The sequence below is a fragment of the Corynebacterium sp. UMB6689 genome, from assembly GCF_030215295.1.
GTDB classification, from domain to species: domain Bacteria; phylum Actinomycetota; class Actinomycetes; order Mycobacteriales; family Mycobacteriaceae; genus Corynebacterium; species Corynebacterium aurimucosum.
Genome location: NZ_JASOLS010000021.1, coordinates 1 through 23,146, shown reverse-complemented (window position 1 = coordinate 23,146; position 23,146 = coordinate 1). Strand labels below are relative to the sequence as shown.

The 23,146-nt window shown below is 62.4% G+C and carries 20 protein-coding genes and 4 tRNA genes; 8 read left to right on the top strand and 16 right to left on the bottom strand.

All coding sequences use genetic code 11. The features are described 5' to 3' along the window. The first annotated feature begins 37 nt into the window (after positions 1-37). The 4 genes from QP363_RS10715 to QP363_RS10700 all read left to right on the top strand — a co-directional run bounded on the left by QP363_RS10715 (position 38) and on the right by QP363_RS10700 (position 5,007). Complete coding sequence (locus QP363_RS10715; protein WP_284764534.1) at positions 38-832, top strand: siderophore-interacting protein; 795 nt, start codon at positions 38-40, stop codon at positions 830-832. A 475-nt stretch (positions 833-1,307) separates the two neighbouring features. Further along, a complete protein-coding gene (locus tag QP363_RS10710) occupies positions 1,308-2,324 on the top strand; it encodes a pyridoxal-phosphate dependent enzyme (RefSeq protein WP_284764533.1) in 1,017 nt (338 codons plus the stop codon). After that, on the top strand, positions 2,321-3,622 hold the full coding sequence (locus tag QP363_RS10705; RefSeq protein WP_070644699.1) for an FAD/NAD(P)-binding protein: 1,302 nt from the start codon (positions 2,321-2,323) through the stop codon (positions 3,620-3,622). The genes QP363_RS10710 and QP363_RS10705 overlap by 4 nt, the downstream gene beginning before the upstream one ends. Further along, entirely contained in the window at positions 3,619-5,007 is a 1,389-nt protein-coding gene (locus QP363_RS10700; protein WP_070644700.1) for a diaminopimelate decarboxylase, read from the top strand. Before QP363_RS10705 ends, QP363_RS10700 begins: the two co-directional genes overlap by 4 nt. 102 nt (positions 5,008-5,109) lie before the next feature. On the opposite strand, the gene rplA is transcribed toward QP363_RS10700, so the two are convergent. The 7 genes from rplA to QP363_RS10665 form a co-directional block, all read right to left on the bottom strand. Further along, positions 5,110-5,814: a 50S ribosomal protein L1 gene (gene rplA, locus QP363_RS10695; protein WP_070644701.1), complete on the bottom strand. Its 705-nt coding sequence runs from the start codon at positions 5,812-5,814 to the stop codon at positions 5,110-5,112. Between the two features lie 97 nt (positions 5,815-5,911). Then, on the bottom strand, positions 5,912-6,355 hold the full coding sequence (gene rplK, locus QP363_RS10690; protein ID WP_010189723.1) for a 50S ribosomal protein L11: 444 nt from the start codon (positions 6,353-6,355) through the stop codon (positions 5,912-5,914). 165 nt (positions 6,356-6,520) lie between these two features. Beyond that, on the bottom strand, positions 6,521-7,429 hold the full coding sequence (gene nusG / locus QP363_RS10685) for a transcription termination/antitermination protein NusG (protein WP_070448006.1): 909 nt from the start codon (positions 7,427-7,429) through the stop codon (positions 6,521-6,523). 139 nt (positions 7,430-7,568) lie between these two features. Then, positions 7,569-7,895, bottom strand: a complete 327-nt coding sequence (gene secE, locus QP363_RS10680; RefSeq protein ID WP_070448002.1) for a preprotein translocase subunit SecE — start codon at positions 7,893-7,895, stop codon at positions 7,569-7,571. A 25-nt stretch (positions 7,896-7,920) separates the two neighbouring features. Next, a tRNA-Trp gene (locus QP363_RS10675) sits at positions 7,921-7,996 on the bottom strand. A gap of 127 nt (positions 7,997-8,123) precedes the next feature. Further along, positions 8,124-8,195: transfer RNA gene (locus QP363_RS10670), tRNA-Met, on the bottom strand. Between the two features lie 34 nt (positions 8,196-8,229). Then, positions 8,230-8,305: transfer RNA gene (locus QP363_RS10665), tRNA-Thr, on the bottom strand. A 244-nt stretch (positions 8,306-8,549) separates the two neighbouring features. Between QP363_RS10665 and QP363_RS10660 the strand changes: the two genes are divergently transcribed. Further along, positions 8,550-9,671 carry a glutathione S-transferase C-terminal domain-containing protein gene (locus QP363_RS10660; protein WP_070731371.1) on the top strand — a complete coding sequence of 374 codons (1,122 nt, stop codon included), beginning with the start codon at positions 8,550-8,552 and terminating at the stop codon, positions 9,669-9,671. A 91-nt stretch (positions 9,672-9,762) separates the two neighbouring features. Here QP363_RS10660 and QP363_RS10655 read toward each other — a convergent pair. Then, positions 9,763-9,845 (bottom strand) — tRNA-Tyr (locus tag QP363_RS10655). Positions 9,846-9,921: 76 nt separating this feature from the next. After that, entirely contained in the window at positions 9,922-10,926 is a 1,005-nt protein-coding gene (locus QP363_RS10650; RefSeq protein ID WP_070447998.1) for a polyprenyl synthetase family protein, read from the bottom strand. A 93-nt stretch (positions 10,927-11,019) separates the two neighbouring features. On the opposite strand from QP363_RS10650, the gene QP363_RS10645 reads away from it, so the two are divergent. Further along, positions 11,020-12,258 carry a geranylgeranyl reductase family protein gene (locus QP363_RS10645; RefSeq protein WP_284764530.1) on the top strand — a complete coding sequence of 413 codons (1,239 nt, stop codon included), beginning with the start codon at positions 11,020-11,022 and terminating at the stop codon, positions 12,256-12,258. A gap of 20 nt (positions 12,259-12,278) precedes the next feature. Here QP363_RS10645 and QP363_RS10640 read toward each other — a convergent pair whose 3' ends face one another. From QP363_RS10640 to QP363_RS10610, 7 genes are read right to left on the bottom strand one after another with little or no spacing between them, the layout of a single operon-like run. Beyond that, positions 12,279-12,968, bottom strand: a complete 690-nt coding sequence (locus QP363_RS10640) for a demethylmenaquinone methyltransferase (protein WP_070686672.1) — start codon at positions 12,966-12,968, stop codon at positions 12,279-12,281. An 11-nt stretch (positions 12,969-12,979) separates the two neighbouring features. Continuing rightward, entirely contained in the window at positions 12,980-14,179 is a 1,200-nt protein-coding gene (locus QP363_RS10635; RefSeq protein ID WP_284764529.1) for a glycosyltransferase family 1 protein, read from the bottom strand. Between the two features lie 8 nt (positions 14,180-14,187). Next, entirely contained in the window at positions 14,188-14,631 is a 444-nt protein-coding gene (locus QP363_RS10630; protein ID WP_284764528.1) for a DUF3592 domain-containing protein, read from the bottom strand. Next, positions 14,632-16,323, bottom strand: a complete 1,692-nt coding sequence (menD, locus tag QP363_RS10625; RefSeq protein ID WP_070644705.1) for a 2-succinyl-5-enolpyruvyl-6-hydroxy-3-cyclohexene-1-carboxylic-acid synthase — start codon at positions 16,321-16,323, stop codon at positions 14,632-14,634. Next, positions 16,316-16,918 carry a hypothetical protein gene (locus tag QP363_RS10620; RefSeq protein ID WP_070711046.1) on the bottom strand — a complete coding sequence of 201 codons (603 nt, stop codon included), beginning with the start codon at positions 16,916-16,918 and terminating at the stop codon, positions 16,316-16,318. The genes menD and QP363_RS10620 overlap by 8 nt, the downstream gene beginning before the upstream one ends. A 10-nt stretch (positions 16,919-16,928) precedes the next feature. Continuing rightward, entirely contained in the window at positions 16,929-19,280 is a 2,352-nt protein-coding gene (locus QP363_RS10615; RefSeq protein WP_284764526.1) for an excinuclease ABC subunit UvrA, read from the bottom strand. A gap of 48 nt (positions 19,281-19,328) precedes the next feature. Further along, positions 19,329-20,348: an o-succinylbenzoate synthase gene (locus QP363_RS10610; RefSeq protein ID WP_284764525.1), complete on the bottom strand. Its 1,020-nt coding sequence runs from the start codon at positions 20,346-20,348 to the stop codon at positions 19,329-19,331. An 89-nt stretch (positions 20,349-20,437) separates the two neighbouring features. Here QP363_RS10610 and dcuC point away from each other — a divergent pair, with 89 nt between their 5' ends. Then, positions 20,438-21,847, top strand: a complete 1,410-nt coding sequence (dcuC, locus tag QP363_RS10605; protein WP_070718945.1) for a C4-dicarboxylate transporter DcuC — start codon at positions 20,438-20,440, stop codon at positions 21,845-21,847. A gap of 129 nt (positions 21,848-21,976) precedes the next feature. After that, a complete protein-coding gene (locus QP363_RS10600) occupies positions 21,977-23,077 on the top strand; it encodes a hypothetical protein (RefSeq protein WP_284764524.1) in 1,101 nt (366 codons plus the stop codon). Positions 23,078-23,146: the final 69 nt, after the last annotated feature.

Here is a 23,146-nt window from a genome sequence, read left to right as displayed (position 1 = left end):
TGGTTTCAAATTTGACCTCTACCTAGGATCAATTCCCTTGACGCATCACCGCCTACTGCCCGTAACCCTCACCGGGAACACCCGCCTCAAGCCGCGACTGCACCGTTTAACTTTTCACTCGCCGGCTTTTAGTGACTACCCGTTAGCCGGGCCTGACGAGTATTTTGGGCTCCTCATGCCACAAGACGAGCAGGATTTTTCGCCCTTCCCGGTCGACGATGCCAATGTTCGCGCCGCCGTCACCCGATTGCCCGACAACATTCGCCCAGCATTGCGCTGGTACACCATTCGCAAGCTCAACCAAGAAGCGTGCACCATCGATGTCGACGTGGTGACCCATGGCGATAATGGCCCGGGTTCACACTGGATCCTCAATGCCCAACCCGGGGATACCGCCGGAATATATACCGGGCAAGCACTGTGGCAGGCCCCTAGGAAGTCACAACTGTTACTCGCGGATGCCTCTGCTCTACCGGCACTGTGGCACATCCTCGAGCACTACGAAGCCTTCTCACCGGAAATCTTGGATGCAGTCGACGTCGTTGCCATGATCACAGACGACGATGAAGTTGAAGACGGCTTGGAGGAGACGTGGCGCGGCAAGGTCCGCTCACTCACCATGGTCCTGGCTCCACACGACGAACACTGCACACGCGCCAGACAACTTCTCGGCTCCCGCTTCACCCCCGATACCGCACCAGATTCGGTATGGGTTGCCGGTGAAGGGGATCTCGCAAAAGCTGTGCGCTCATTAGCCGTGCATGACTGGGGCGTTCCGCGCGAAGAGGTCATCTGGTCCGTGTACTGGATGAAAGGGAGGCCGCGGCCTTAGCGCAGTCTTCACCTCTAGAGCCTGCTGCCTGGGGTACAGGGACCAAAGCAATGGCACCTTATGCAAAGGAGTGCATGCATTCACCTGGGCTTATCTCGATTCAGCGCTGCATATGGTGTCTTTAGTCTGGTCCCCCTTCCCCTCCTCCAGTCACGTGCCTCAGGTGCGCTGGGGGTTAAAGCCACCTGGGGCTAAAGTCTCCGCACACAGTACAACGCGGGTCCCAGTAAAATCTGGGACCCGCGTTGTAAGGGGTCTTGTCTATCAGGCGGTTTCTCACGCCGCCCGCCCTGCAAGACTCAGGGTGTTCTCTCTATCTCTCATGCGCCTCTCTCAAACGCACAAGATTATTATGCGGCATGTTCCTTGTAATCCCATACCACCAACCTGCCAATTGCCTGTTAGTGAGAAAAGTGCCGTTACCCTACACAAATCCAGCACTAGACACGGGAAAAGCCGCAGGCAGAGGTCTACCATGGGGCTAATGATGAACCCACGGATTCATTCTCAAGCCCAACCACCTATTGGCCATACCCCGCTGATGCGCGTGGACGCCATTAATCCCCGTACCGATGTGCACCTCTATCTCAAGCTAGAGCAATTCAACCTGGGCGGATCCGCCAAGGACCGCACCGCACGCGCACTCATCCAAGCCGCGCTTGACGCCGGCGACATAGGCCCCGGATCCACCCTGGTGGAGTCTTCCTCGGGCAACCTCGGCATGGCACTGGCCCGCCAGGCCCCACTTGCGGGTATGAAATTCCACTGCGTGGTCGATCCGCGCGTCAATTCCTCCACCGTGGCCACGATGCGGGCCTACGGCGCCCACGTAGAATTGCTGGATCACCCGGACCCGGAAACCGGCGATTGGCTCACCGCTCGCCGCACCCGCGTGGCCGAGCTTCTAGAAGAGATCCCCAATTCTTTCAATCTCAACCAGTACTCCAACGAGGCCGCCTTTTACGCCCACGCCGAAGGCACGATGACGGAAATCGTGGACCAGCTCGGACAGGCACCCACCCACTTGCTCGTCGCTATGAGCACCACCGGTACTCTCGGCGGCTGCGTGCGAAAGCTCACTGAGATTGGCGCGGATACGGAGACCATCGGTGTCGATGCCGAAGGCTCCGTGTTGTTTGGGGGCCAGCGCGGCACCCGCATGCTGCCGGGCTATGGTGCTGGCATTGTCACCGATCTATCCACCAAATTCTCGCCGTCCTCAGTAGAGCGTGTGCCCGATCTGGATGCCATTGTGGCAGCTCGTCGCCTCGCCCAGGCCGAAGGCCTTCTGCCTGGGGCCTCCGGCGGCGCGGTCATCGCGGCATTCCAGCGTCTCTCGCCTACCCTTCCGGCCGGTGCAGAGGTCGTGGCCGTACTCCACGACGGTGGCCAGCCTTACCTCGATACCATCTACAACGATTCCTGGGTCTGCGAGCACTTCGACATCTCTCCTCCCGAGCTCGCCGCGCGCGTCGAAGGGGATTCAGAGTGAGCCCGCAGGAACCTTCCCGCCGCATCGCCATCATCGGCGGCGGCCCACGCGGGCTGTGGGCCGTAGAAGAACTCATCGAGCGCGCCCGCATCCCCGTGGATATCACCGTCTTTGATCCCTACCCCGCCGGCGCCGGCGCAGTGTATCGCCCGCAGCAGCCGCCGCAATGGCGCCTTAACGTCAATTGCGCCATCGTCACCACCGCACACGATAGCTTCAACGCTTGGCGTACCCGCCGCGGGCAATCCACTACCGATGCCTTCCCGCCGCGCGCGCAGGTAGGGCAATTCCTGGCCGATACGTGGGCTGCTGCCCTGCACCGCGCCCCGCAGCACGTGCGCATTCGACACCTACCCCAGCGTGTGCGTTCGGTGTCTGCCGCTGACGACGGGTTCATCGTCGATGGCTCGCCCTTCGACGAAGTCCTCGTCTGCACCGGCCACGATCACCTCCACCCCGGTGCCTTAGTTCACGAGCCTTCCCGCGTTCCGATCACCGGACTCTACTTCGGCGCCGATTTGCCCAGTGCCCCGCGACGGATTGGGGTACGCGGTGCTGCCTTGAGCTTCATCGATGTCTGCCTGCTGTACGGCGATGCCGCCGAGGTCATCTTCCCGGTGAGCCGCAGCGGGCGCTTTATGGAGGTCAAACCCGCGCCGGGCACGCCGCAGCCCAAGATCCCGGCTAATGTAAGGCGCGCCTGTGCCGGCGTGCACAATGCCGATGAGTTGCGCGACATCCTCCTGGCGGCCGCCGGATCGATGGGTGAGTTTTCCACCGGGGAGCTTGCTGCAGTGCTCGACGGCCACGACTTTTCCGGCGATGCCGTCGCGGAGCTGGATGCCTCCCTCCGCGCCGCCGAGGGCACCGGGCCGCTTACCCCGGCTGCGGCTGTAGGCGCGGCGTTTCGGGGGCTCTTTCAAGAATGCGTTGAATGGCATAAGACTCATGGCCCCATGCCCGGCTTCCGTGAGCTCTCGCGCACCCTCGAGCGCGTGGCCTTTGGCCCACCACCGGTCACCGCGCGGCGGCTGCTCGAGCTCATCCGCACAGGCGTGGTAGATACCCGCTACCTCGCCGCCCCGGACCAGATAGACCACTGGCGCGAGCAGGGTGGCGTTGATCTGCTTATCGATGCCACCGTAGCTCCCCAAGCCATCCCCACCCCTTTCCACGATGTCCCCGGCGTCGTGGAAATCGGCCGCATGAATGAGCTTGAGCTTCCCGGCCATGACTCGTTGAACCGTTCCGTGCACGATGACATCCCCCGTTGGGCGGAGAAAGTAGGAAACCCATGACCAACCACACCACCCCGTTACCCGTTCATGGCACCGTTGCGCTGCGCGCGCGGTGGGAAGAGTGGATGACGGAATTGGTGGGCGACCCACAGCAAGTTTCCCGCCTTACCTCCGAGTATGGCTCGCCCGTTAATGTGCTCAACCCCGCGCCGCTGCGCCGCAACGCCCAAGAGCTCCTCGATGCCGGCGCCTCTCATGGCGTGGACACACAGGTATTTTTCGCTCGTAAGGCCAATAAAGCCTTGTGTTTCGTCGATGCCGCCCGCGGGGCTGGTCTGGGCGTGGACGTCGCCAGTGAAAATGAGCTGCGCCAAGTGCTTAACCGTGGAGTCGCGCCCGAGCGGATTATCCTCAGCGCGGCTATTAAGACCGACGCGTTGCTGCGCCTAGCTATCGACCGCGGAGTCACCATTTCCTGCGATTCGCGAGCGGAAGCCGAGCGCATCGCTGCCCTTGCCAAGGCCCTCAACCACACCGCGCACGTCGCACCGCGCCTTGCCCCCAACCCGGATAACCTTCCGCCGACGCGCTTCGGTGAGCTCCTTCACGCATGGCAAAGCCACGCGTGGCCCGAAACCATCCACGCTGACGGCGTTCACGTACACCTGCATGGTTATAGCGAATCGGACCGCCGCACCGCACTCGCGGAGGCCATCGCCCTCATCGAGCACCTCCGCTTAGTTGGCCAGCCTGCTTCCTTCATCGATATCGGCGGCGGTGTTCCCATGAGCTACCTCGAATCCCGCGAGCAATGGGAGTATTACCAGCAGCGCATCGCAGCCCAGCGCGCCGGCACCGGTGAGCCTTTCACCTGGAAGTCCGACCCGCTCTCAAATACCTACCCCTTCTGGCAAACACCCACCCGCGGCCAGTGGTTAGACCAACTTCTTTCTGGTGAGGTAGCCGGGTTTGGACCTGCCGGCCGTGCCTTGAGCGAGCGGAATATTTCTCTTCATTTGGAGCCGGGGCGCAGCCTGCTCGATGGCTGCGGCATCATTCTCGCTGAGGTCAGCTTCCTCAAAGAGCGCTCCGACGGCCTGCCCCTCATCGGCGCAGCTATGAACCGCACCCAGTGCCGTACCGCGGCGGATGACATTTTGCTCGACCCGCTCCTCGTGCCCACTGCCGGAGACCGCGGTACGGTGGGCCGGGAACCGCGCACCGGGTTCGTGGTGGGGGCCTATTGCATCGAAGATGAAGTCATCCTGCGCCGCGAGCTCGATTTCCCAGAGGGCATAGCGGTGGGCGATACCCTCGCTATCCCCAACACCGCCGGTTACTTCATGCATATTTTGGAATCTGCCTCTCACCAGATTCCGTTAGCACGCAATGTCTACTTAGACGCAGACGGCCGGGGCTGGGCGCCAGACGATATCGACGCCTAGCGATCCGAGCCGCTATCTCCACGGGACTGGCAGGCATAGGAAAAGGGCTCCGAGGGTAAACCTCGAAGCCCTGTGTCATTTAGCGCGATGCGCTCGACCGATTTACTCGGTGTAGTTCTTCTCCACGGAAGCGTCGACCGGGATGCCCGGGCCGGAGGTGGTGGAGATGGTGACCTTCTTGGCGTAGATGCCCTTAGCGGAGGCCGGCTTCAGGCGAATGATCTCGTCGTACAGCGCGCCGTAGTTCTCAGCCAGCTTCTCAGCATCGAAGGAAGCCTTGCCGATGATGGCGTGCAGGTTGGAAGCCTTGTCAACGCGGAAGGAAATCTTGCCGCCCTTGACGTCAGCAACGGCCTTGGTCACGTCAGCGGTCACGGTGCCGGTCTTCGGGTTCGGCATGAGACCACGCGGGCCCAGGACGCGGGCAACGCGGCCAACCTTGGCCATCTGATCCGGGGTAGCGATAGCAACGTCGAAGTCGATGTTGCCCTCGTTGATAGCAGCGATCAGCTCTTCGGTGCCCACGATATCGGCGCCAGCAGCCTTCGCAGCCTCAGCGTTGTCGCCCTCAGCGAAGACAGCCACGCGGACGTCCTTACCGGTGCCGTGGGGCAGGGAGACAGTGCCGCGAACCAGCTGGTCAGCCTTACGCGGGTCAACGCCGAGACGGAAGACAACATCAACGGTGGCGTCGAAGTTCTTGGAGGAGGTCTCCTTGGCCAGCTTGGCGGCCTCGATCGGACGGTACAGGCGGGAGCGGTCTACCAGCTCAGCGGCAGCCTTGTATGCCTTGGACTTGGTGCTCATAAGTGCAATTCCTTTTCTTGGATTGATGTGGTGTTAGCGGGCCGAAGCTGGCCCTGCCACGCGCGATACAGAACGTATCGCGCATTAAATCGAATTTTTACTTAGCCGGGACGCCGTCAACGGTGATGCCCATGGAGCGAGCGGTACCAGCAATGATGCGGGCGCCGTTCTCGATGTCACGAGCGTTGAGGTCCTCAAACTTGGTCTGTGCAATCTCCTTGCACTGATCCCAGGTCACGGAGCCAACCTTGTCGGTGTGCGGAACGCCGGAGCCCTTCTTGATGCCAGCGGCCTTGAGCAGGAGCTTAGCTGCCGGCGGGGTCTTCAGCTTGAAGTCGAAGGAGCGGTCCTCGTACACGGTGATCTCCACCGGCACGACGTTGCCGCGCTGGGACTCGGTCGCAGCGTTGTAGGCCTTGCAGAACTCCATGATGTTGACGCCGTGGGCACCGAGTGCCGGGCCGACCGGCGGAGCCGGGTTAGCAGCGCCTGCCTCGATCTGGAGCTTGATCAGGCCAGTGACCTTCTTCTTGGGAGCCATCGAATTACCTCTTTCCTGTGGTACCGGAGTGCCGCCACGATGAATAACAGCGCCCCGTCCGGATGCTCACGCATTGTGGGCCACCGGAGGATGAACGTTTCAAGATGCGCAAAAGCGCACGGCGTTCAAGTCTAGAACACCGTGCGCCCAGCTCAAAATCGCTTTCTAGGAGATGCGCTCGATCTCCGTCGGGGACAGCTCCACCGGGGTCTCGCGGCCGAAGATGGACACCAGGCCCTGCATCTTGCCGGTCTCTGGGTCGATCTCGGAGATGGTGGCGGAGACGGAAGCCAGCGGGCCAGACAGGATGGTGACGGCCTCGCCCACCTCGAAGTCGTGCGCGTAGGCCTTGGCGGCCTCCTTCTCCGGCATGGCCACAACCTGCTCGCCCTCGGAGTCTGCTGCGGAGTCCTCCGGAGAGACCGTCGGATCGTTCGGCATGAGGAACTTAGCAACGTCGCGGATCTTCACCGGGGTCGCGTTGCCCTCATTGCCCACGAAGGAGGTCACGCCCGGGGTATCGCGGACGACGGACCAGGCGGCGTCGTTAAGCTCCATGCGCACCAGCACGTAGCCCGGCAGCAGCTTGCGCTTGACTACCTTCTTCTTGCCGTCCTTCTTTTCAATGGCCTGCTCGACCGGCACAACGACCTCAAAGATGGAATCCTCCACCTCGAGGGTCTGGGCGCGCATGTCGAGGTTGGTCTTCACCTTGTTCTCATAACCGGAGTAGCACTGGATGATGTACCACTGGCCCGGCTGCTTCTTCAGCTCGCGGGTAAAGGCGCGCAGGCGGGACTTGTACTCGGCGTCTGCGGCAGCGGCGGCGTCTGCCTCAGCGCTTGCCGACACCTCCCCTGCACCCTCGCCTTCAGCCTCATCCGTGACGCCACCGAGAGCAGCCTCAGCGGCCTTGGTAGCAGCTTCCTTTTCGGCAGCTTCCTTCTCCTCAGCGGACAGTTCCTCCTGCGGCTGCTGGGATTCCTCAGTAGCCTCGACCGCTTCGGCGGCCTGTTCCTGGACGTTATCGATCATGGCCTGCTCGAGGGAGGTGCCAGTGTTTTCTTCGCTCATTGTCTGCTACTCCAAATTGGTGTTCATTCTTCCAGTCCCCCACCAGGGTACTCGGCGGGACTAGGGCAAAAAGTATCCCGCCGTTTCCCCTAGTCGAGCTAGCGGGAAGGCGGCGGGATGAAAGTATGAAATTAGTGTACTAAGGCGCGAGGATTGCTTCAACTCCGAGGCCGGTCAGCGTGTCCACGCCCCACACCAGAGCGGTGAGGACGATAAGAAAGGCGAAGGTCACCAGAACGTACTGAAGCATTTCCTTGCCGGTAGGCCACACGACCTTCTTCATCTCAGAGACGACTTCACCTGGGAAGGAGCCGACGGATCCGCCGAAAGAATCTTCCTTCTTATCCTCGACGCGCACGACGCGCTTGTCGGTGTAGGAATCAGTAGAGGTGGTCGCTGCGCCAGAGAGCTGACGCTTGCCGGTTGGGCGCGGAGCCCCGGTGCTCGGCTGCTTTTCCTCGCTCACGGCGATTCCCTCCTTGGAAGTGATGTGGCAGGGGCGACAGGACTCGAACCTGCAACCTACGGTTTTGGAGACCGTTGCGCTACCAATTGCGCCACGCCCCTCTGCGTGCCCTTTTGGGACAACGCACAACCCTACCAGAACAGTGATTCCCCATGGAAACCACGTGCCGTATAAGGCTGGGAGTCGGTAGTGAAAAAGCGCCCATATGCGGGCGCTTTTCTTTCCCGGTAGCGATGGCGAGAATTGAACTCGCGACACAGCGATTATGAGTCGCTTGCTCTACCACTGAGCTACACCGCCATATTCACTTTCTGAAAGCTTCCAGAAACATGAATGGAGCCCCCTGACAGAATCGAACTGTCGACCTTTTCCTTACCATGGAAACGCTCTGCCGACTGAGCTAAGGGGGCACAGCCTCTTAGAGTCACGGAGTTTCTTCCGCTGTGCTCTCGTTGAAGCCTTGAAAAGGTTAACCCGAAACGCTTAAACAACACAAATCGCCAGTACGACAATGGTTTTTGCGCACTTTTCAGGCACCTAAACTCGCACACATCACCCTTGCACCACTCTCGCGGTAGACCACCCCTACTCCAGGCGCACCAAACCCAGCTATTGTTGACGTATCAAATACTTTATGTGCTCTAGGGAGGACACATGAGCTCTGGTACCCAGAAGCAGACACCGAAGGACTGGGCCGGCGACGCCCAGAATGCCTCGACGGACGGCGAATTCAAGCGAGACACCAACTACATCGGCGACCGCATTCTTGCCTCGGTCACCGGTGACGAACCACAGCCTTCCGTGGCTGGTAGCGGCGAGGCCCTCGACTGGCCGGTGCAGCCCCACCGGTATCGCCTCATTGCTGCGCGCGCTTGCCCGTGGGCACACCGCGCCGTCATCGTGCGGCGCCTGTTGGGACTGGAAAATGTCATCTCCTTAGGCCTGGCGGGCCCCACCCACGACAAGCGCTCCTGGACTTTCGACCTCGACCCCGACGGGCTCGACCCCGTCCTGCGCATCCCCCGCCTGCAGGATGCGTATTTCGCGCGCTTTCCTGCCTATCCGCGGGGCATCACGGTGCCAGCCATTGTGGAAGAGTCCAGCGGCAAGGTTGTCACCAACGACTTCAACTCCATGGTGCGGGACTTCCAGACAGAGTGGACCGACTTCCAACGAGAAGGCGCACCCAACCTGCTGCCGCCGGCCGAGCAGAAGGAGGAGATGGAAGAAATTAACGACTTCATCTTCAGGAAACTCAACAACGGCGTGTATCGCGCGGGATTCTCCGCATCCCAGGAGGCTTATGAAGAGGCCTATGCGGATGTCTTCGAGGTCCTCGACTGGCTGGAGGAGCGGCTAGACCACCGCCGCTTCATCATGGGCGAGCACATCACGGAGACCGATATCCGGGCATACACCACCTTGATCCGCTTTGACGTTGTCTACCACGGCCACTTCAAGACCAACCGGAACAAAACCAGCGAGATGCCGAACGTTTATGGCTACTTGCGCGAGCTATTCCAGCTCCCTGGTTTCGGCGATACCACCGACTTCACCGAGATCAAGCAGCACTACTACATAGTCCACCGCGAAATTAATCCCACCCAAGTGGTGCCGGCCGGTCCCGACCTTAATGGTTTGGCACAGCCCCACGGCCGCGATTACCTGCCGGGTGCGCCCTTCGCTGAAGGCACCACCCTGCCGGGGCCGTTGCCTGAAACTGAGCGGTTGAAGAACCCCACGGATTTCCAGCGAGAGCTGTTCAGCTTGGATTAGCCGCCCTTAACCCTGCCCTGCGCTGGGCCGGGCCGCCCCGCGATCGAAAAATCCCGCAGACCCATGTGATGTGTCTGCGGGATTCATGTTGTGCCAGGTAGAAGATTCGAACTTCTGAAGGCGAAAGCCGGCGGATTTACAGTCCGCTCCCTTTGGCCGCTCGGGCAACCTGGCAGGCACTCTTGAGTGCGGTTATATACTTTACTACGAACTCCCGCCTAACATGCAAATCGCCAGGCAGTAGGGGCTTTTAACCCACGCGCTGAACGGTATAGTCCGCCAACTGGCGCAGTGCTTCACTAGCCGTGCATTCCGGCAGCAGGGAGAGCTGGTCCTCGACCACGCGCAGGTAGGCGTTGACGTCGGCCAGCGCCTTATCACGGCCGCCCGACTGCCACAGCAGCTCGATGGCGCGTTGTACGGAAGCGTCATCCTCCAGCGGGCCTGTCAGCAGGGCGCGCAGCTCATCGCCGACCTCGCCTTCCTCCTCCAGGGCATAGAGCACCGGCAAGGTGAACACGCCCTCGCGCAGGTCCGTGCCCGGGGTCTTCCCGGATTCCTCGGAGTCGGAGAAGATGTCGATGACATCGTCGACGATCTGGAAAATCATGCCTACGGCCGCACCGATTTGGCGCAGCGCCTCGCACTGTTCTGGACCCGCACCCGCGTGGTAGGCACCCAGGTAGCCGGCGGACGCGATCAGCACCGCGGTCTTTTCCCGGATCACCGCCGTGTAGTGCTCTACGGCATTGGCTTCGCCAGCACCGATGGTTTCCCGCATCTGGCCGGTGACGAGCTCCTCGAAAGTCTCCGCGAAATGCTCCACCGTGTGGGTATCCAGCTGGCTCATCAGCCGCGAGGCGTGCGCGAGCAGTGCATCGCCCGCCAGAATCGCCACAGAGTTGGTCCACCGGAAGTTCGCGGAATCCACGCCGCGTCGGCGCTCCGCCTCATCCATGACATCGTCGTGGTAGAGCGTAGCCACGTGGACCATTTCCACCACGGTTGCCGCCTTCACCACCTCGGGGGATTGTGAACGTTCACCGAACTCGGAGGCCAACAACGCCATCATCGGGCGGAAACGCTTGCCACCAGCCAGGGACAGGTGGCGCACTTTGTCCTTGATGAAGTCCTGCCCGCGGTCGAGCTCCGTATTCAGCAGGTCCTCTACAGCAGCCATCCCGGCGTTGATACGCTCGGTGAGCTGCGCATCCCCCAAGTCCACGTGCTTGGCGTGAGTTTGGCCGTGTGACATTAAACGTGTTCCTTTAAGCTCAAAAATCCTAGTGTTTACTTACCGTAGCCCATGGCACGGCCCTCAACACACTTGTGGCCACTATCCCGTGCAATGATAGTCCCCATGTCGGAGCAGATCGATTCCACCCTTGTTGACGTCGCCATCGTAGGTGCCGGGCCCGCCGGCGCTGCCGCCGCTATCCACGCCGCACGCGCCGGCCATGAGACGCTGCTTGTCGACGCCTCCCCTTTCCCCCGCGACAAGACCTGCGGCGATGGACTGACCCCGCGCGCCATGCACCAGTTGGAGCTCCTCGGCATCGAGGTCAACGCGTCCTACCGCAACCGCGGGCTCAAGCTACACGGCTTCGGCGGCACCGTAACCGCTCCGTGGCCTGAGGCCTACCCCTCGCACGAAGGCACAGCCCTGCCGCGCTATGAATTCGACGCGCTGCTTGTCAATGCCGCCCAAGAATCCGGCGCACGGCTAGTGACCGGCGCGGCGACACAGCCGGAGCTGGACGGCAACCGGCTGGTGGAGTTCTCCGTCGGCAAGCGCCGCGTGCGCGCCCAGTGGGTCATCGTGGCCGACGGGGTGCGCTCGACGTTTGGCAAGCAGTTGGGCCGCACCTGGCACCGCGAGGAGGTCTATGGCATTGCTGCACGCGCTTATGCCGATTCACTGCGGGACGGCGAGGAATGGATGCACTCCCACGTTGAGCTCAAGGACCCCGAGGGCGTGGTGCAGCCGGGCTATGGCTGGATCTTTCCGCTGGGCCAGGGGGTCAATATCGGCTTGGGCGCGCTCTCTACGGCCGCCCGCCCGGCCCGCCTCAACACGAAGAAGGCGCTGGATTTCTACGCCGAACAGCAGCGTTCGGAGTGGGGTCTAGGCGAGCTGCGCAACGTCACCTCGGCGATGCTGCCGATGGGTGGTGCGGTGTCTGGAGTTGCCGGCGCCAATTGGATGCTCATCGGTGACGCTGCGGCCTGCGTAAATCCGCTGAACGGCGAGGGCATCGACTATGGCCTGGAAACGGCAGCACTCGCCGTGGAGATGCTCGGCACCAAGGACCTCACCTTGGCGTGGCCAGACCGGCTGCGCGCCGAGTATGGCGAGGCCTTCCTACTTGCCCGCACCGCCGCGCGCCTGCTGACCTACCCACAATTCCTGCCGCTGGCTGGGCCTGTGGCCATGCGCGGGCCGGTGGGCCGCATGCTCATGCCGGCCGCAGCGCGTCTTATGGGCAACCTCATCACCGACGAGGACAAGGATCTGCTTGCCCGCGCCTGGCGGCTGGCCGGCGGGGCGGTCTCCACGCTGCGGCGCAATACTCCCCTTTGGTCCTGAGCCCTTTGGCCTTAGGCCCCCTAGGCGGGCTTCACTGCGGAGTGCAGCGCCACGATGCCGAAGGTCAGGTTGCGCCACCCAGCTTGCTCCCAGCCATTGCGATTAATAGCGGCGGCCAGCTCGTGCTGCTCCGGCCACGCACGGATGGACTCCGCGAGGTAGATATAGGCCTCCGGGTTGGAGGATACGACCTTGGCAATCGGCGGCAGCAAGCGGGTCAGATACTCCTTGTAGACGGTGCCAAAGACCGGAATGACCGGCTTGGAGAACTCCGCCACTGCTAGGCGCCCGCCGGGCTTGGTCACGCGCGCCATCTCCCGAAGCCCCAGCTCGAAGTCGTGGATATTGCGCAGACCGTAGGAAATGGTCACCGCGTCAAAAGTGTTATCCGCAAAGGGCAGGCGCATTCCATCGCCGGCCACCTTGGGAACATCGCGTTCCGCGCCAGCCGCGAGCATGCCGAGGGAAAAGTCACAGGCCACGCACCACGCGCCGGACTTGGACAGCTCTTCCGTCGAGACGGCCGTTCCGGCAGCCAGGTCGAGGACCTTCTCCCCCGGCTGCAGGTTGAGCCGCTCGCGGGTCAGCCGGCGCCAGCGCGCGTCCTGCCCAAAGGACAGCACCGTGTTGGTGATGTCGTATTTCTTGCCCACCGCGTCAAACATGCGCGCGACATCGAAGGGCTTCTTCTCCAGATCTGCCTTAGACACAAGCGCCTAGTTTAGGCGACGCGCGCTCCCAGAGCGCGAGCGGCCCAACGCGGCAGCTCCGGACGCTGGCCCAAAATGGTCAGCGGGACCTCACGGACATTCTCCAAAACCTCGTCGTAGTAGCCCAGCAGCTGCTCGCACAACGCCGGCCAAGTCTTGGAGGCAATCGACTTCCGGGCGTTCTCCCGCATCTCCTGGTGAATCTCCGGATTGAGAAGCGCGTCGACGGCATTCGGGAGATCCTCGACGAACGTGGGGACACCGAGAAGCAACCCGTTATAGCCCTCCTCAATGAGGTCCACTGGGCCGCCCGCGCGGGGGCCGATGGTGGGCACGCCTGAGGCCTGCGCCTCCTGGATGGCCTGGCAGAAAGTCTCGAACTCGCCCGCGTGCACGAAGATGTCAAGGCTTGCATATGCGGCTGCGAGCTCCTCGCCGCCCAATGCCCCGGTAAAGACCGCATCCGGCAACTGGGCCTCCAGCAGCGGACGCTCTGGGCCATCGCCAACAATGACGAGCTGAATGTCGTCGCGACCGTTAAGGGCCGACAGGCGGTGCACGCCCTTCTCCGCGGCCAGGCGGCCGACGAAGCCGACGATCTTCTTCTTCCCCGTAGAGTCCCAGTTCCGGCGCAGCGCCGCCGAGCGCTTCGAGGGGTGGAAGCGCTCCGAGTCTACGCCGCGGCCCCAGTGGCGCACGTTCTTGATGTGGTGCTTCTCCAAGTCGGCGATGGTCAGTGAGGAGGGCGCGAGAGTCATTTGGCACGCATTGTGGATGGTGCGCAGCCACTCCCACACCCCATAGGCCAGCGCGGAGGCATGGTACTTGGTGGCGAATCCCGCGACGTCCGTCTGGTACAGCGCCACTGCCGGAATACGCTGTTGGCGGGCGGAGAAGGCACCCGCCGCTCCGAGAACAAAGGGACTGGCCAAGTGAATGATGTCCGGCTTGAACTCGCGCAGCGCCTCGTCCACAGCGGAAGTGGGAACGCCGACCGGGAGCGAATCCACCAGTGGCACCCGCACGGTGGGCACGCGCACGATGGTGAACCCGAGGTAATCAGGGATCTCCTCCTGCCCATCCCGGGCGCCGGGGGCGATGACGATGGCCTCGTGGCCGTGCTCGTGGAGGTGTTCAAGGACACGCAGCACGGAGTTGGTCACTCCATTGACGTTAGGCAAGAAGGATTCCGCGACGATGGCTACACGCATGCGCCCCATCATTCCTTTCCTGGGTGCTCAGCTGGTAAAGCACGTGCTAAATTCCGGTTAATTTTCCCGCTTGCCCACCAGCACGCACCGGCAATCAGGGTCGCCACAGCTGCAGAGGACAGCGCCGGAATGATCGATAGTGTCCATTCTCGGCCTTCCACCTTGACTAGGTCCGGGTTGTTCTTGGCATAGAGCACCCAGACCTGCTGGCCCTCCCCCAGCCCGGTGGGATAAAGCAGGCCGGTGGGCGGGGTGTGATAGATACCCTCGGAGTCCTGGAAATCCACGAAGGTACGCAAGGTGCCGACATCCGTCACCGTGGCCAGGGCGCGCCCGGGGTTGGCGCCGATGGTGCGGTCATTGAGAAAAGGGCCGATGACCATTCCCGCCATGCCCACGAGAGCTGCGGCGTACAGCACCAGGATCAGCTGGCGTACCCGGCGCCGCGGCATTTACTGACCTACCTTGGCATTCAAAGCTTCCTGCAGCGCGCGGCGCGAGGACCTCGTGGTATGCGCCTCCACCACGGTGATGCCGGTGGAGTATTCCTTGAGTTCTGCCAAAACGTCGAGCAGCTCCTGCGCCGAGCTCACCTCGCGGTGCTCAGCACCGCAGGCTTCCGCTAGCTTGGCCACACCCACCCCATGCGGCGTCCCAAAGGCCTTCTCGAAGGAGTCGCGCAGGTGCTCGCGGCCCTGTTCGAGCACCTCGAAGATGCCGCCGCCGTCGTCGTTTGAGACGACGATGGTGAGGTTCTCCGGGCGCGGGTTGTCTTCGGGAAGGATGAGCGAAGTCGCATCGTGGAGGAAGGTGACATCCCCCATGAGCGCCACGGTGCGCGGGGCGCGCGGGGCGTCGGCTTCGCGGGACTGGGTGGCCAGGGCGATACCGATGGCCTGCGCTATGGTGCCGTCGATGCCGGCGGCCCCGCGCGGCGAATAGGTCTCCACACCGTCGAAGGGCAGGCCGATGAAGGACGCATCCCGCACCGCGTTGGAGGCGCCCAGGACGAGGGTATCTCCGACGGCGAGGGTGTCCCCCACCGCGGCGGCGACGTGGAGGCCGGTAAAGCCGATCTCGGGCTTGGTGGCATCCTCACCGGTGGTCTCCGCCAGAACCTCACGAACACCGTCGGCCGCCATCTGGGCCGCGCCTTCGCAGATCTTCATCCACTCTCGCGTGGGCTCGCCGCTGGTTTTGGCGGTGGTACCCAGCTGCGCGGACTCGCCACGGGGGTTGGTGAAATCTTCCGTGCGCGACAGACAGATGAGATCGATATCGGGATCACTCAGCAGTGCCAGGACACCGCGGTGCAGGGTGGGATGGCCCACGACGATGACCTGCTCCACCTTGGTGTTGACCACGTAGTCGTTGGCGGAGACTTGGGCGCGGCGGAAGAGGTGCGCCGCGGCCGGGTGCACCGGGTGATAGGGCGCAGGTGCCGTGGGCTCGGCGATGGTGGGGACATCCTCCAGGCCTTCGACTTCCCAGGCCTCATCGCCGGCGATGACGAGCGTGTTGCGGCTGAGATCGACGGCCACCTCGCCGTGATTCGCCCACCGCGGGGTACGAGCGCGGTGCTGCGTGTAATCCGTCGGGCTACCGGGCAGCTCTTCGCCTACCAGCGGGGCATCGAGAGCCACGTTGATGTGCACCTGGCGGTCATTCAAAAAGCGCTCCGCGATAAGCGGGATATCACTCGTGCTCTCTACCTGGGTGGTCTCCGCATACACGCCGAAGATGCCGGGCTGCTCAATAGTCTGGGAGGCCCCCGTGCCCACCAAGCGGGCCGGCCGGTCCGCGCTGATGACGGCCAGCGGGGTATGCGAGTAATGCGCCTCCACCATCGCGGGCAGGGCATTAGCCACCGCGGTGCCGGAGGTCATCACGATGCCGACGTGCCGGCGTTGGACGCGTGCCAAACCTAAAGCAGCGAAGGCGGCGGAGCGCTCATCCAGGCGGGTATGCACGCGAATATCGCTGCGCGCGAGAAGCGCCAAAGACAGCGGTGCGTTGCGCGAACCCGGGCAGATAACCACGTCGGTGAGGTGCCGCGAAAGCTGGGCCGCCAGTGCTTCGGCCAGCTGCATCGACTCCGGCTGCGCGGAGGCAGTGGGCTCGGTGTGAGATTCAGTATTAGGCATTGCCTGCACCACCCGTATCGAGCTCTTCCATGCCCGAATCGAATTGCTCGAAGAGGTCATTGATCAACCCTTCCAATTCGGCTCCACCCTGGTCCACACGGTCCTGGACGTCCGGCGGCAGCTCCGTCGGCAGCTCTGTCGGAATATCGGTGGGGAGGTTATCCCGCGGCGAGCTCTTGGTGGTGGTCACCGTGGTGGGAACCTCGGTGGTCACGGTCTCGGTAACCGGCTCCGGGGCGGGTTTGTCAGCATCCGCTGCCGCACCGCGCCACAGGAAGAACAGCACGCCGGCGAAAACGACGGCGATAGCAGCGATGGCCGCGAAGACATAGGACAGGGCTCCCCCGCCCTTCTTCGGCTGCTCCACCTGGTAGCTGGACGGGACCGGGTCATACTGCGGCTGCTGATAGTTCTGGTCATAGCCCTGCTGATAGGGCTGACCATAGGCCTGCGCGTTCTGGGATCCGGGCTCCGGGAAGTGTTGTTGGGGACGCTGTGGCGGCTGCTGTTGGGGCGCGCCGAACTGGCGGGTTTCGTTCTCACCGGTGACGCGGCCGAACTGCCGCGTCTCGTTGTCGCCGTTGTTGTTGGTCATGGGATTTACCTTATCGTGCACCCGCGCCACTTAGCACCCGCCCGGTGGGCGTTAGTCCCGTGGAAACCTGACCCGGCGTGCCATCCGCCACAATCTTTCCGCCATCCGAACCAGACCCCGGGCCCATCTCAATAACCCGGTCAGCGCCGGCGATGAGGTGACGGTCATGATCTGCCACCACGACAGTATGGGAGGCCTCCACCAGCGAGTGCAGCTCAGCGATGAGCAGGTCGATATCGGCCGGGTGCAACCCGACGGTGGGCTCATCCAGCAGGTAGACGGTATGGCCCCGGCGCGAGTTGCGGGAGCGCTGCAGCTCCGTGGCAAGCTTGATGCGCTGCGCTTCACCGCCGGAAAGCTCCGGAGCGCCCTGGCCCAAGCGCAGGTAACCCAGACCGACCGCCTCCAAGGTTTGCAGCGCGTGGAGGATCGGCGCTTCATCTGCAAAGACCTCCAGGGCCTCTTCCACCGTAAGGTCGAGGATGTCCGCGATGGTCCTGTCCTTCCAGCGGATGGACAAGGTGTCATCGTTATAGCGCTGTCCCTGGCAATCCGGGCACTGGGTATAGGAGCCTGGAAGGAAGACCAGCTCGACCTCGATCTGGCCGGCGCCACCGCAGGTGGGGCACTGGCCTTGCTTAACGTTGTAGGAAAAGCGCGAGACCGTCCATTTCTTCTTCTTGGCCTCCGGGGTGGCCGCGAAGAGCTTGCGCACGTTGTCGAAGAGGTTGGTGTACGTCGCCACCGTGGAGCGCGGGGTTCGGCCGATTGGCTTTTGGGTAATGGAGACCACGCGCTTGACCTGCTTCGGACAGTCCGGCCCCGTGAGCATGTCATGGAGTGCGGCCAGCAACGTGGATTTGCCGGAACCCGAAAGCCCAGTAATGGCCGTAAACTGGCCGAGTCCGAAGTCCACGTCGAGGCCATCGATGGTGTGCGAGTGCACCCGGCGCAGCGCGATGTCCCCGTGCGCCGGGCGCGCTTCGACCTTGGGCGTGGGGCGCGGGCGCGCCAAGGCACGCGCGGTGGGAGTATCTGCAGAGTCCGCCGCCTCTATGTAATCGGCGACGGGACCCGAGTACACCACCTGGCCGCCGCGCTCACCGGCGAGCGGGCCGACATCCACGATCCAATCGGCCTGCTTGACCAGTTCCATGTCGTGTTCCACCAGCAGCACCGAGTTCCCCTCCGCGATGAAGCGCCGGCACATATCCAGCACCGCGCCCCGCTCCACCGGGTGCAGGCCCGCAGAGGGCTCATCCAGGACATAGGTCACGCCATAGAGTCCAGAGCGCAGCTGCGCAGCCAGGCGCAGGCGCTGCACCTCACCGCCCGAGAGCGTGTCCGTAGGCCTATCCAGGCTGAGGTGCCCCAGGCCGAGTTCCAATGCAGATTCAAAGGCTGGCAGGAGAGCCTTGAGGAGTAGGTCTTCAGCATCATTCGGCTGCGGACTTTGGCCGTTAAGCAGCTCGTAGGCTTCGCTCAACGGAAGGGCATTGAATTCGTCGATCGGCAGCCCGGCGTAGGTGACCTTGAGCGCCTTCGCCGTCAGCCGGCGCCCCTGACAGGTATCGCAGCGGCGGGTTTCCATGAAGCTCAAGACGCGGGCACGCAGCGTATCCGACTTCGTCTCCGCATAGGTCTTGGTCAGGTAGCTGGCTACGGAACGCCACGTGCCCTCGTAATTGCGCTGGATCTGATCCGCCCCGCGGCGCGGCTTGACGGTTACCACTGGGCGCTCCTCGGTGAAGAGGATCCATTCGCGGTCTTTCTTCGGCAAATCCTCCCACGGTGAATCCAAGTCATAGCCCAGTTCTTGCAGAATGTCGTGGAAGTTCTTGCCCGCCCAGGCCCCTGGCCACGCAGCAATCGCGCCTTCCTCGATGCTCAGACTGGGGTCCGGCACCATGGAGGCCTCCGTGGGTTCGTGGACCACGCCGGTGCCCTGGCACTCCGGGCACATGCCTTCTGGGGTATTCGGGGAGAAGGAATCGGAGTACAGGCCCTCCGGGTTGTCACCGCAGCGCGAGTAAAGAAGGCGCACGGAGTTAGACATGGCGGAGATCGTGCCCACCGTGGAGCGCGCACTGCTTGCCGACGCCGACTGCTGCAACGCCACCGTCGGCGGCAACCCCTCAATGCGGCCGACCTGAGGGTCCACCGCGGAGGCGATGAGGCGTCGAGCAAAGGGCGCGACGGATTCCAGGTAGCGGCGCTGGCCTTCGCCATGAATGGTGCCGAAGGCCAGCGAGGACTTGCCGGAACCGGACACCCCCGTCACGGCCACGAGCTGGCCGCGTGGAAGGTCCACATCCACGTTGCGAAGGTTGTGCAGGTGCGCGTCTCTCACGGAAATCGTCATGCCCGCCAGCCTACGCTGACCTCCGGACATGGACCGTGAGCTGTGCTTTTAAAGGTGCGGCCAGCACTGGCGCACGCGCTCAAACCACCACTCGCGGCGCTCGCCCGGCGCGGCGAGCGCGCTGAGGCGATCCGGGTCGGGGGCAAGGGCTTCGGCGCGCAGGTGACCGTCGACAAGCTCGCGCGGTGCCGTGACATCCTCGAGGAACAGCGAACCGGTGGCCAGGCCCGCGGCGGCCGGGGTGACGTCGATGTCTTCGTCGTCATAGATCTGCGGCAAGGCGGCCACGGCGGCAAGCCCCATGGAGATTCCCACCGAGGTATCCAGGGCGGAGGCCACCGTGATGTCCATGTGGCGCTCGCGCAGATGGGAAGCCACCTCGAGCACCTTGCGCACACCACCCAGCGGCGCGGGCTTGACCACGGCGACATCCGCCGCCTGCAATTCCGCCACCCGGTAGGGGTCGCTGGCCTTGCGGATGGACTCATCTGCCGCCACGCGCACGAAAATCCCGGCGCGCATGAGCTGGGTGCGCACTTCCTTGAGTTCCTCGACGGTCTGGCACGGCTGCTCCATATAGTCCAGCGGCATGAGCTCCTTGGCCGCGGTGACGGCTTCCTCGACGCTCCAGCCACAGTTGGCATCGACGCGCAGGACCGGCACGCGGCCCTGGGCTTCGATGTGGGAACGGACAGCGTGAACGCGCGCGATATCGTCCTCTAGGGTCTGTCCCTTCTCCGCCACCTTGATCTTGAAGGTGCGGCAACCGGGGTAGCGTTCCATGACCTTCGGGACCTGCTCGGCGGGGACCGCAGGGACGGTGCCGTTGACTTCTACCCACTCGCGTACGGGTTCCGGGAAGCCTTCGTAGGCGGCCTCCAGGCCGGCGGCGAGCCAGCGGGCGGATTCCTCCGCCCCGTACTCCAGGAAGGGGGCGAACTCACCCCAGCCCGCGGGGCCATCGATAAGCAATGCTTCCCGGGTCGTAATGCCACGGAACTTCACGGCGAGTGGAAGGGAGACCACGTGGGCGCGGTCAAGGACGTCATCAATGTGCATGAGGTTCATCGTACGTGTGGGGGGTTGAGCGCGACACCTGTCATAGCCGGTGTTACCTTATAACAGTAAGTGGATATAACCAGAAGAAGGATCCTCAGATGCTTTACCTTCTCATCGCACTGCTGGCCATCGCCGCAGTTGTCTACCTCATCTATAAGAAAGTCCACGCCGCGGCCTCCATCTTCGCCGTTGGCGTAGTCCTGCTCATGCTCGCCGCCCTCACTGGGCGCGCGGATTTCCGCACCACCGAAATCGAAGCCACGGGTAATGCCTTCTACGATCAGCTGCTCGTCGTGGATGCGCTATTCAAAGCACGCTTCTCCGGCATCGGCATGGCGATCATGGTGCTCTTCGGCTTCGTGTCCTATATGCGGCACATCGGTGCGGACGCCAAGACGGTCGTGGTGCTCTCCTCACCGCTCAAGCGCTTCAAAGGTTCCTACTGGCTGGTTCCGGTGGGCTTCATCCTGGGCACGCTGCTCTCGCTGGTGATCCCCTCGGCTGCAGCGCTTTCCCTTTTGCTCGTGGCCACGCTCCTGCCGGCACTCATCGCTGCGGGTCTGACCCCGCTGACCGTGGGCGCCATCGTGGTGACCTCCTCCACCATCGTGCCCACCCCACTTGAGGCCGGCCTCATCCAGGGTGCCGATCTCACCAACATGACGCCAACCGAGTTCGTCTACGGTGCTGTCGCCTACGCCACGGTGCCCACGCTGCTCATCACGGCCTTCGTCCACATGTGGTGGCAACGCCGCTGCGATAAGGCGGATGCCCGCAAGGCCGAAAGCTCCGGTGAGGTCAGCGCCGATTCGATGCACGATGACGCTACCGAGGAAGCCATCGCCCGCGCAGCCTCCCTGCCGGGTTACTACGCCGTGCTTCCGCTCATGCCGTTGCTACTCATCATCGTCTCCGCCATTCTTAACCGCTTGGGTGTCATCCCCTTTGAGGGCGGCATCCTCCCGGTGACCGTGGTCTCTTTGTTCATCGCGATGATCATCGAATCCATCCGCAAGCGCACCGTCACCGGTGCTGTGGATTCCATCTCCAGCTTCTTCAAAGGCATGGGCGAAGGTGCTGCGGGCGTCGTGGCCCTGCTGGTGGCTGCTGCTGTCCTGGTGGAGGGTATTACGCAGATGGGTGTCATCGACATGCTTATCGACGCCGCCGAGGGCTCCTCCGGCGCCGCCGTCCTCATCGTCCTCATCTTCGTCGCCGCCACCGCCGCAATGGCCGCGCTCACTGGCTCTGGCACTGCCCCCTACTTTGCTTTCTCTGAGGTGGTGCCCAACCTGGCTTCGCAGACCTCCATCCACGCCCCGCAGATGCTCACCGCCATCTGGGGTACCTCCAACCTGATGCGCCAGGTCTCCCCGGTCAACGCCGCGGTGCTCATTGTCTCCGGCGCCATCAAGGTCAATCCCATCCAATTGGTCAAGCGCACCTCCGTGCCCATGATTGTGGCGACGGTGCTCAACACGCTGTTTGCGTTCATGTTTATTGGATGAAAGTCATCGGTGCGAACCCAATAGTCTTCCGCCAATTTTGTGGAGGAAACCAAGACACACGAGACGTATTCTGCTATGTTCTTAACCAGAACTGAACCTCAGTAAGCGTCGGCTCGTTTCCGACGTTGATTGCTCCAAGCCGAACCCTCGGGTTCGGCTTTCTTTTTATCTGAAAGGGCTAATCCTTTGTCTCTCTCTTACCGCGTTGGAATAGATGTCGGAACTTATTCGCTTGGCTGCACCGCCATTGAAGTCGACGAAAATGATCTACCAGTAAAAATTCTCAGTGCGGTTTCGCTGATCCACGACTCAGGACTAGATCCCGACCAGCAAAAGCGAGCGGTGACCCGACTTGCTTCTTCTGGAGTCGCACGACGTACGCGACGTCTGTACCGCCGTCGCCGCAAGCGCATGATTAAGCTTGAAAAGTTTCTCAAAGCGCAAGGCTGGGAAACTCTACCTTTTGAGCACTATTCCGACCCTTACCTTCCATGGAAGGCTCGCGTGGAATTGGTAAATTCCTTCATCCACGATGACGAAGAACGAGGCCGATATCTTTCTATCGCGCTACGCCATATTGCCAACCACCGAGGTTGGCGTAATCCATATTGGAAGGTATCGAGCCTGTACGCACCGAGCGAGCCTAGCGAGGCTTTTCAACAAATACGCAAGGAGCTGGAGGCGGCCACCGGCCGCGCAATTCCTCACGATGCCACCGTTGGGCAACTCATTTCCTTTGCTCAATTGGGTACCGACAGGCTACGAGGCGGTGGCAAGAAGAAAGACGACAAGAAGCCCGCAAACGAGGTGAAGCAGGCAGTTATTTCTGCGCGGCTGCATCAGATAGACCACGCGCGCGAAATCAACGAGATTTGCCGTGTCCAAAAGATAGACGACACACTACGGAAAAACATTTTAGAACTAGTCTTCGAGGCTGAATCCCCCAAAGGTGCTCAACAAGGGCGCGTCGGCAAGGACCCCCTGCAACCCAGTCAAGACCGAGCTCTAAAAGCTTCTGACGTCTTTCAGCAGTACCGTATCGCTGCTCTCACCGGAAACCTCCGTATCAACCGCGGCGGCGATACCTCTCCCCTTGATCGCGATGAGCGGCTGATTGTTTTTAATTACCTTGTCAATCTTTCTCACAAGAAAGAACCCACCTGGTTAGACATAGCCGAGCTTTTGCGCATTGACCGTGGCCAACTAAGAGGAACGGCCATAAGGGCCTGACCCCCGGAAAGTAGACACCATGGGGTGGTGAAATTGTGGGGCTTACTTTAGCGCATTGTTACGCTGCGT